Below are 6,857 nucleotides of genomic sequence, written 5' to 3'. Positions count from 1 at the left end.
CAAATAATTCCATATAAAATACCTAAATAAATAATTATTTTACAAGCATATGTGTCAAATTCTTTTAAAAATTCTTTTTTGTAAGAAAACAATTTTAAAATAATAAGAACTATTGAATAACAACCAAAGCCAATCATTAAATCAACTCTAATAAATTCCAATAAAAAGTCTAAAATTGTTATCATTGGTTTTTATTTATCCTATAAATATAATTCAATTTACTTTCTTCACCGAAATATTCTACTTCAAATTCGTCTATTTTTTCGCCTCCTATTTTTTCCATTGCTTTTTGAGAACGGATATTAAATGCTCCGATGTGAAAATAAATAGTATCTACAAATTGAAAAGCGTAGTCCATCATGAGTTTTTTTATGGCTTTGTTATAGCCTTTTCCCCAGAATTTTCTTCCTATAAAAGTGTAACCTATTAATATGGAGTTGGTTTCGGGATTGTAATCATAAAATCTACTGCTGCCAATGGGTTCGTTGGTGGAAGTTTCTCGGATGAAAAAAGCACCTTGCGATTGCATTGCACCTTCGAAGAAGTTTTGAAAAACTGGTTTTTGGTAACGTAATTTATTGGGATGTTGTTCCCATAATAATTCGTCGTTGGCTACTGAGTATAGTTCTTCAAAATCGGTTTCTTGTAGCGGAACTAATTTTACTAATTGATTTTGCAAATTTGTGGGTTGAATACTGAATGTCATAATGCACCGAATTGTCTAGCCCAGATAGTAATGGAAAGCTTTGTGAAGGAAAATTATATTTTTTCTTGTTGTAAAAAAGCGACCAACGGAAGCTCTTTTTACAGCATAGAAAAAAATAATTTTACAAACAAACTTGCAATGGATAGCTGAAACTAGCTTCTAAAAAATTGATTTAATAAAATTATAACGTAATTGTGTAACTTTTTTTGAAGTTAAATTTATAACTTTGAATTCACTTTTTATATAATCTTTTAAAAAAATATATTATGGCTTTTGAATTACCACAATTACCTTACGCTTACGACGCGTTAGAACCTCATATTGATGCTAGAACAATGGAAATTCATCATTCTAAACATCACAATGCTTATACAACTAACTTGAATGCGGCAATTGCTGGAACTGAGTTGGAAGGTTTATCGATTGAAAATATTTTAATAAATCTTGATATGAAAAATGCTGCTGTTAGAAATAATGGTGGAGGTTTTTACAATCATAATTTGTTTTGGACTGTGATGTCGCCTGATGGTGGCGGTTTACCAACTGGTGAATTACTTGAAGCGATTGAGAGAGATTTTAAATCGTTTGACGAATTTAAAGCACGTTTTGCAAAAGCTGGAGCAACACAATTTGGAAGCGGTTGGGCTTGGCTTTGTGTGAAAGATGGAAAATTGGAAGTTTGTGGAACTCCAAACCAAGACAACACTTTGATGCCAGGCGTTGGTTGTGGCGGAACTCCAATTTTAGGAATGGACGTTTGGGAACATGCTTATTATTTACATTATCAAAACCGTCGTCCTGACTATATTGAGGCATTTTTTAGTGTTATCAACTGGACAGAAGTTGCAAGAAGATATGCCTTAGAAAAATAATCTAATACATTTAGAATACTAAAAAAAACCCGTTCACTTTGTAAAGCGAACGGGTTTTTGCATTTATATTAAAAAGACGTCTGCCAAGGCAGACGCCTTTTTGCCCCAAATCTACCATAAACTTAACTTACTAAATTCTATGGTAACACAAAATTAACTAGTATTTGTAGTTTGATTAAGATTAAATCGGTAAATATATTGGAATGATAGGCAAATGAGGGTAGAATTTACCTTTTAGAATGTTAGGACTTATAGAAAATAAAAAAGGTGAAGTAAACTTCACCCTTTTTGCCCCAAATCTACCATAAACTTAACCTACTAATGCTATGGTTCTCCAAAGATATATTGTGGTGTATTGTGTTTCAAAATATTATTGACGAATAACAATAATAATCGACTAACTACACTTTTTATTAACTTTTAGTAGGCACGCGCATCATTTCCTTCGAAAAAATTGATAAAAGCACGATTAACTACACGGTTTCCGCCTGGTGTTGGATAGTCTCCAGTGAAGTACCAATCACCTAAATTCTTTGGACAAGCGATGTGTAAATTGTCAACGGTTTGAAAAATGATCTTAACTTCTGCTTTTACGCTTGGAGTTGTAAGTAATTCTGCTATTTTATTTGATATTTCCATATCGCTAAATGGCGAATATATTTCTGTAACGTAATTCACTACATCAGAGTCTTTTAAGTTCTCTTGCGCCTTACATTTATTATAAACTTCTTCAACAATATGATATTGATTTCGCTCTTTTAAAAGTTCAATTGCCGCTTGAAAAGCAACTAATCCTTCCAGCTTCGCCATATCAATTCCGTAGCAATCTGGATAACGAATTTGCGGTGCCGATGACACTACAACAATTCGTTTTGGATTCAATCGATCCATCATTTTGATGATACTCATTTTTAGTGTTGTACCGCGAACAATACTATCATCAATAATTACCAAGTTATCGGTTGGTTTTATAACTCCGTAAGTTACATCATAAACGTGTGCTACTAATTCGTCACGATTTTTATCGTCGGTGATGAACGTTCTTAGTTTGGCGTCTTTAATTGCAATTTTCTCGGTTCTAATTTTTACCGCTAACAATTCGTTTAACGTTTCTGCAGTTAACGTATTTCGGTTATCGAGAATATGTTGATTTTTTCTTTGATTTAAGAAATCATTTGCAGCTTCTACCATTCCGTAGAACGAAGTTTCTGCAGTATTTGGAATGTATGAAAAAACAGTGTTATCTGTATCATTTTCAATCGATTCTAAAACTGCTGGAAGAATTAATTTACCAAGATTTTTACGTTCTTGATAAATTTCGGCATCACTTCCACGAGAGAAATAAATTCTTTCGAACGAACATGCTTTTTTTACTGTTGGAACAATTATTTCTTCTTCGGTAACTTTTCCGTTTTTCTTGATAATTAAGGCGTTTCCTGGTTGCAATTCTTGCACTTTATCATAAGCAACGTTGAAAACCGTTTGGATAACTGGTCGTTCTGAAGCCACAACCACAATTTCATCATCTTCGTAGAAATACGCAGGACGAATTCCGGCTGGATCACGAAAAACAAAGGCATCACCGTGACCAAAAAGTCCGGCCATCGCATATCCGCCATCCCAACCTTTGCTGGCACGTTTTAATATTTTTCGAATGTCTAGTTTTTCGGCAATAACTGGTGAAGCTTCTCTTTTAGACAATCCGTTCACTTTACATTCTTGATACAAATCGGTAACCTCATCATCTAGGAAATGTCCGATTTTTTCCATTACGGTAACCGTATCTGCCATTTCTTTAGGATGTTGTCCTAACTCAATCAAGCTATTAAAAAGTTCTTTAACGTTGGTCATGTTGAAGTTTCCTGCAACAATAAGGTTTCGGTGCATCCAGTTGTTCTGACGTAAAAATGGATGAACGCTTTCAATACTGTTTTTTCCAAAAGTTCCGTAGCGAACGTGACCTAAAAATAATTCTCCGATGTACGGAATATTAGCTTTTTGCGCCGCTACATCATTCACATATTCTGGATGCGAAGTCAGCTCTTCATTAATTCGCTCATTAATTTGCTTGAAAACATCTTGAATTGCTTGCGGATCATTAGATCGAACTCTGCTAATGTAACGTTCACCTTGTTCTACATCCAATTTAATTGATGCAAATCCGGCGCCATCTTGTCCGCGGTTGTGTTGCTTTTCCATCAACAGATACATTTTTTGTATTCCGTAGAAAGCAGAACCGTATTTTTCTTTGTAGAATTCTAACGGTTTTTTTAATCTTAAAAGTGCAATTCCACATTCGTGTTTGATTGCGTCGCTCATTGTAGTTGTATTTTAGTTGTGTTGTTTTGTTTAGACACGAATTGTAAAAAGTTCGTGTTATTCTTTCAATCAGTTTCACAAATAATTAGTAGTAAACTATTTATGTTATTTGTGTATTTCAAATAAAAATGCCCCGAAAATTTCGAGGCATAAATTTATGATAATTCTATGTCAAATTGTGTTAAAGCTTTGAATTGTTTCAATCTTTCTTGCACCTCTTCTTTTTGTAATGTTTCCATTCTTTCAGTTCCAAATTTCTCAACGCAGAATGACGCTAAGTTTGAACCTTGAATGATTCCGTTTTTCATATTATCAAACGAAATGTTTTCGCTTTGTGCGATGTATCCTGAGAAACCACCAGCAAATGTATCACCTGCGCCAGTTGGATCAAATACTTCTTCTAACGGAAGTGCTGGAGCAAAAAATACTTTTTCGTTGTGGAACAATAATGCTCCGTGTTCTCCTTTTTTAATTACTACGTATTTTGGACCCATTGTATGGATTTTCGCAGCCGCTTTTACCAACGAATATTCACCAGATAATTGACGAGCTTCTTCGTCGTTGATTGTAATTACGTCGATACGTTTGATGATATCAAGTAATTCTGGTAACGCGCAATCCATCCAGAAATTCATTGTATCAAGAACAACTAATTTTGGTGTAGTTGTCATTTGATTAAGAACCGAACTTTGAACTAGTGGATGTAAGTTTCCTAACATAACCACATCAGCATCTTTAAAATCTTGAGGAACAACCGGATTAAAATCGGCTAGAACATTTAATTCTGTAGCTAAAGTATCACGAGAATTTAAGTCGTTGTGGTATTTTCCGCTCCAAAAGAATGTTTTTCCACCTTTTACGATTTCGATTCCAGAAATATCAATGTTTTTTGCAGTCAATAAATCAAGATATTCTTGAGGAAAATCTTCACCAACAACCGAAACAATTCCTGATTTTACATTAAAGTGCGAAGCTGAAAGTCCAATATAAGTTGCAGCACCACCAAGGATTTTATCTGTTTTTCCAAAAGGAGTTTCGATAGCATCAAAAGCAACCGTTCCTACTATTAAAAGTTTGTTCATTTTTACGTTTTCAAATTAAAGGTGCAAAGATAAACTTTAGTTTAGAAGTTTAAAAGTTTATGGGTTTAAAAGTTTAAAAGGATTTGTGGTTTAAAGTTTTGAGTGGTTTTTTGTAGATTTGTAAAAAGCTTTAAAAGTGAACTACAGACATTTACTATTTATTCTAATTTTGGTTTCTTGTAAGCCTGTACCTTCTATAGTAGAGGAAAATAAATTGAGTTTTAAAAACGAAAAAACAATAAAATATTTCGCAAATACACAAAACAGTCTTTTTACAACATATAAAAGTTTCGGTTTAAAACTAAATGATAATTGTCTTTACAAAGATTCAACACTTATTTACTGTCGAGAAAACAATTTTGTATATTTTGATGAAATTTTTGATAATCGCTTTTTAATAACAAGTATTGGCAAAAAAAGATATACTGGTTGGGCTGGTGTAGATACTGTTGATAAAGATTCTACGTACATTTTCGATCTTAAAACTAAGAAAAAGTCATTTGTATCATTAAAAAAAACCTATTTTACATACAGCAAGAAAAGTTTAGCTGAGACGTACCATTTTAACACAAAAATGGATCCGAAATTCACTTACCATTATACAATCGATAGCATCAATTTAGACACTAATGAACTCTTTTTAGTAAATCCAAACTTCAAATTAGTTGAATATAAATTGAAGTCTGTAAATTAATCCTACAACAACTTCCCATCTTCATTTTCATAAAAAGCATCAATCGGTAAATTGGGCAAACCCGATGCATAAACGGCTAATTCATCGCAACGTTCGTTTAAAAACTATCTAAAAAACAATTTCTTTCCAACTCATTACTTTTCCTAAAGTTCGTTGTTGGTTGAATAATCCGGTGTGAACTAATGTTTTACTTTGAATTAATTCGGGTTTTAATTTTTCAAAGTAGGTTAATCCTTTAAACATATCGGTCATTATGGTTTCGGATGCTTTAATTTCAATTAGATTTAACATTTCTGAATTTTGCCAAATCAAATCTACTTCATGACCAACTGCATCGCGCCAAAACCATAAATCCAAAAGCAAATTGTTATGATAATTTTTCTTGATGTACTCATTGATTACATAATTTTCAAACAAACTTCCTTTCAAAGAACTCAATTTCACACTTTCGGCATCATTTATTTTTAGCAAATAGCAAAGAAGTCCGGTATCATAAAAGAATAATTTCGAACTTTTAGTAACACGCTTATTAAAATTTGAAAAATACGGTTGCAATTGATAAACAATATAACTGCTTTCTAAAACAGAAATCCATGATTTTGCTGTTGGTTGTGAAATGCCACATTCATTTGCCAAAGAGTTTAGATTTAGTAATTGACCAGCTCTTGCTGCGCATAATGAAATAAAATTTCTAAATTGTTTTAAGTCTTTTACATGAATTAGTTCCGATAAATCACGTTCGACATAAGTTTGAACATAATTAGAATAAAAAACTTTTGATGGAATGTTTCTATCGTAAATTGCTGGGTAAAATCCTTTTTGAAGGTTTATTGCATAATCATCATTCAACCAATTGGCATCTTGCATTTCAGAAACATCAAATGGCAACAATTTAAACAAGGCAACTCTACCAGCTAAACTTTGGGTAATATTTTGCATCAAATGAAAATTCTGAGAACCTGATAAAATATACTGCCCCATGATTTTGTCCTCATCTACCTTCGTTTGTAAATAGGAAAACAGATGAGGCACTCGTTGTACTTCATCAAAAATTACAAATTTATCGTATTGCGCTAAAAATCCATTTGGATCATCTGTTGCAAATTTTCTTGTATCTAAATTTTCTAAATTTACATATTGATATTCCGAAAAATGGGTTTTTAAAAAGGTTGTTTTTCCCGATA

General features: G+C 32.6%; 7 protein-coding genes. 2 read left to right on the top strand and 5 right to left on the bottom strand.

Annotated features, from left to right (window positions below):
- Together DIU01_RS08865 and DIU01_RS08860 are read right to left on the bottom strand one after the other, a co-directional pair.
- On the bottom strand, nucleotides 1–185 hold a 185-nt coding region (locus tag DIU01_RS08865), incomplete at its 3' end, for a hypothetical protein (protein ID WP_290833609.1).
- The gene (locus DIU01_RS08860) at nucleotides 182–706 is read right to left on the bottom strand and encodes a GNAT family N-acetyltransferase (protein WP_290833607.1); all 525 of its coding nucleotides are present in this window, start codon (nucleotides 704–706) and stop codon (nucleotides 182–184) included. The genes DIU01_RS08865 and DIU01_RS08860, both read right to left, overlap by 4 nt.
- A gap of 266 nt (nucleotides 707–972) precedes the next feature.
- Between DIU01_RS08860 and DIU01_RS08855 the strand changes: the two genes are divergently transcribed.
- Nucleotides 973–1,578, top strand: a complete 606-nt coding sequence (locus DIU01_RS08855; RefSeq protein ID WP_290833605.1) for a superoxide dismutase — start codon at nucleotides 973–975, stop codon at nucleotides 1,576–1,578.
- A gap of 420 nt (nucleotides 1,579–1,998) precedes the next feature.
- Here the strand turns inward: DIU01_RS08855 and DIU01_RS08850 are convergent, their stop codons facing one another.
- Together DIU01_RS08850 and DIU01_RS08845 are read right to left on the bottom strand one after the other, a co-directional pair.
- Nucleotides 1,999–3,897 (bottom strand): amidophosphoribosyltransferase, encoded by a 1,899-nt coding sequence (locus tag DIU01_RS08850; RefSeq protein WP_290833603.1) that lies wholly within the window; start codon nucleotides 3,895–3,897, stop codon nucleotides 1,999–2,001.
- Nucleotides 3,898–4,052: 155 nt separating this feature from the next.
- A complete protein-coding gene (locus DIU01_RS08845) occupies nucleotides 4,053–4,979 on the bottom strand; it encodes a PfkB family carbohydrate kinase (protein WP_290833601.1) in 927 nt (308 codons plus the stop codon).
- Nucleotides 4,980–5,115: 136 nt separating this feature from the next.
- Between DIU01_RS08845 and DIU01_RS08840 the strand changes: the two genes are divergently transcribed.
- Nucleotides 5,116–5,673, top strand: a complete 558-nt coding sequence (locus DIU01_RS08840; RefSeq protein ID WP_290833599.1) for a hypothetical protein — start codon at nucleotides 5,116–5,118, stop codon at nucleotides 5,671–5,673.
- A gap of 108 nt (nucleotides 5,674–5,781) precedes the next feature.
- Here DIU01_RS08840 and DIU01_RS08835 read toward each other — a convergent pair.
- Nucleotides 5,782–6,857 (bottom strand): DUF4143 domain-containing protein (locus DIU01_RS08835; protein WP_290833596.1); only part of this gene is annotated, 1,076 nt, incomplete at its 5' end.

The organism is Flavobacterium sp., from assembly GCF_003525665.1.
GTDB lineage: Bacteria > Bacteroidota > Bacteroidia > Flavobacteriales > Flavobacteriaceae > Flavobacterium.
The sequence above is the reverse complement of the archived record's forward strand: the minus strand, read 5'-3'. Positions and strand labels throughout refer to the sequence as shown.

Excerpts from the sequence above, each read along its gene's own strand:
- DIU01_RS08860 (WP_290833607.1), bottom strand. The coding sequence starts at position 706 with ATGACATTCAGTATTCAACCCACAAATTTGCAAAATCAATTAGTAAAA.
- DIU01_RS08855 (WP_290833605.1), top strand. The coding sequence starts at position 973 with ATGGCTTTTGAATTACCACAATTACCTTACGCTTACGACGCGTTAGAA.
- DIU01_RS08850 (WP_290833603.1), bottom strand. The coding sequence starts at position 3,897 with ATGAGCGACGCAATCAAACACGAATGTGGAATTGCACTTTTAAGATTA.
- DIU01_RS08845 (WP_290833601.1), bottom strand. The coding sequence starts at position 4,979 with ATGAACAAACTTTTAATAGTAGGAACGGTTGCTTTTGATGCTATCGAA.